The following is a 1,541-nucleotide window of genomic DNA, read 5'->3' as shown; positions in this document are numbered from 1 at the left end:
GCTTGTTTTTCGATACTGATTAGGGTTTTAAGGGGAATATCCTTTTTAGGGTGAGGAACAGTCACTTTCCCTTTTTTATGGGGATGTTTAAAATGATGATGACTTCCTGTTGTACCTACTTGATACCATCCCTCATCCTTCAGTTTTTTGATAATTTCTCGACTTTCCAGAATTGATGATTTCTATTTCACCCCCCTAATTGTTGTAAAAGTTGCATCACCTTTTAATAAGTTGCCATATTCTCCTGTTGGCGGAATAATATGGCTGCTTGTTGTAGATCAATTTTTGCTTTTTCGGATTGTCCTAATATGGCATATAAAATACCACGATTGGCGTAAGCCAAAGCAAAATTAGGATTAATTCTAATAGCTTGGTTGTAGTCAGAGAGGGCTAATTCGTATTTCTGCAAGTTTTTGTAAAGATTCCCCCGATTGTTGTAAGCCTCAGCAAAATTAGGATTAATGTCAATGGCTTTGCTGTAGTCAGAGAGGGCTAAATCGTATTTCTGCAAGTCTTTGTAAAGATTCCCCCGATTGTAGTAAGCCCCAGCAAAATCAGAATTAATTTTAATAGCTTGGTTGTAGTCAGCTAAAGCTAATTCGTATTTTTGTTGGTCATAGTAAAGATTCCCCCGATTGTTGTAAGCCTCAGCATCATTAGGATTAATTTTAATAGCTTGGTTGTAGTCATCTAATGCTAATTTGTATTTTTGTTGGCGACGGTAAAGATTCCCCCGATTGTAGTAAGCCAAAGCATAATTAGGATTAAGTTCAATAGCTTTGTTGTAGTCATCTAATGCTAATTTGTATTTTTGTTGGTTATAGTAAAGAATACCCCGATTATAATACCAAGCAGCACGGGGAGCGAGATTAATTGCCTGAGTAATTGCGGCTAATTCTTCATCATAGCGTTTTAATTCACTTAATACTACATATTTCTCGTTATAGTGATTGGGGTTATTGGGAACCAGAGAAATCGCCTGATTAATCACCGTTAATGCTTGCTCATAATTTTCTAAATAGCGATAAACAACACTTTGCTTTTGTAAAATACTACTGTGAAAGTTCTTTAAATCTTCCCGTTTAGGTAAGGTATTAATCGCTTGTTGCAAAGCTTCTATAGCTGGTTGATATTTACCTAAATTACCTAACGCAAATCCCTTCCCATACCAAGCTAAATAGACATTCTTGGGGTCATTTTGCTTAATCGCTTCATCAAAGGCTTTAATTGCTTCCTCATACCTCCGTAACCGCCATAATTGTCCCCCCCTTTCTATCCAAATATCCGCCGTCGCATTGGTATTAGGAACAATAACACCAGTAATCGCTTGAATAATTTCTTGTTGTTGTTGCGGACTAACTTGGGGTTGAGCAGTGGTTAATAATTGCGGTTTTACCTTCAATCTTTCTTGCAATCCGATAAAAGTGCTAATGGGAATCCCTAAACTAAACCCTAACTGAATTTCCGTTACCCCTGCTGTTTCCGAACTTCCATGAATCCCTATTACTCTCCCCTGGGAGTCTAAGACTGCACCGCCACTC

Annotated in this window: 2 protein-coding genes; both read right to left on the bottom strand. The window is 37.7% G+C overall.

The window, feature by feature from the left end; translation table 11 throughout:
- A partial coding sequence (locus tag PX484_RS01460) for a type II toxin-antitoxin system HicA family toxin (protein ID WP_502882687.1) occupies window positions 1-152 on the bottom strand: 152 nt, incomplete at its 3' end.
- A gap of 71 nt (window positions 153-223) precedes the next feature.
- The coding region (locus PX484_RS01455) for a tetratricopeptide repeat protein (protein ID WP_288102703.1) at window positions 224-1,541 on the bottom strand (1,318 nt) is incomplete at its 5' end.

The organism is Microcystis sp. M49636_WE2 (genome assembly GCF_030065375.1).
Lineage (GTDB): Bacteria > Cyanobacteriota > Cyanobacteriia > Cyanobacteriales > Microcystaceae > Microcystis > Microcystis aeruginosa_C.
This window is presented reverse-complemented; position numbering and strand designations above follow the sequence as displayed.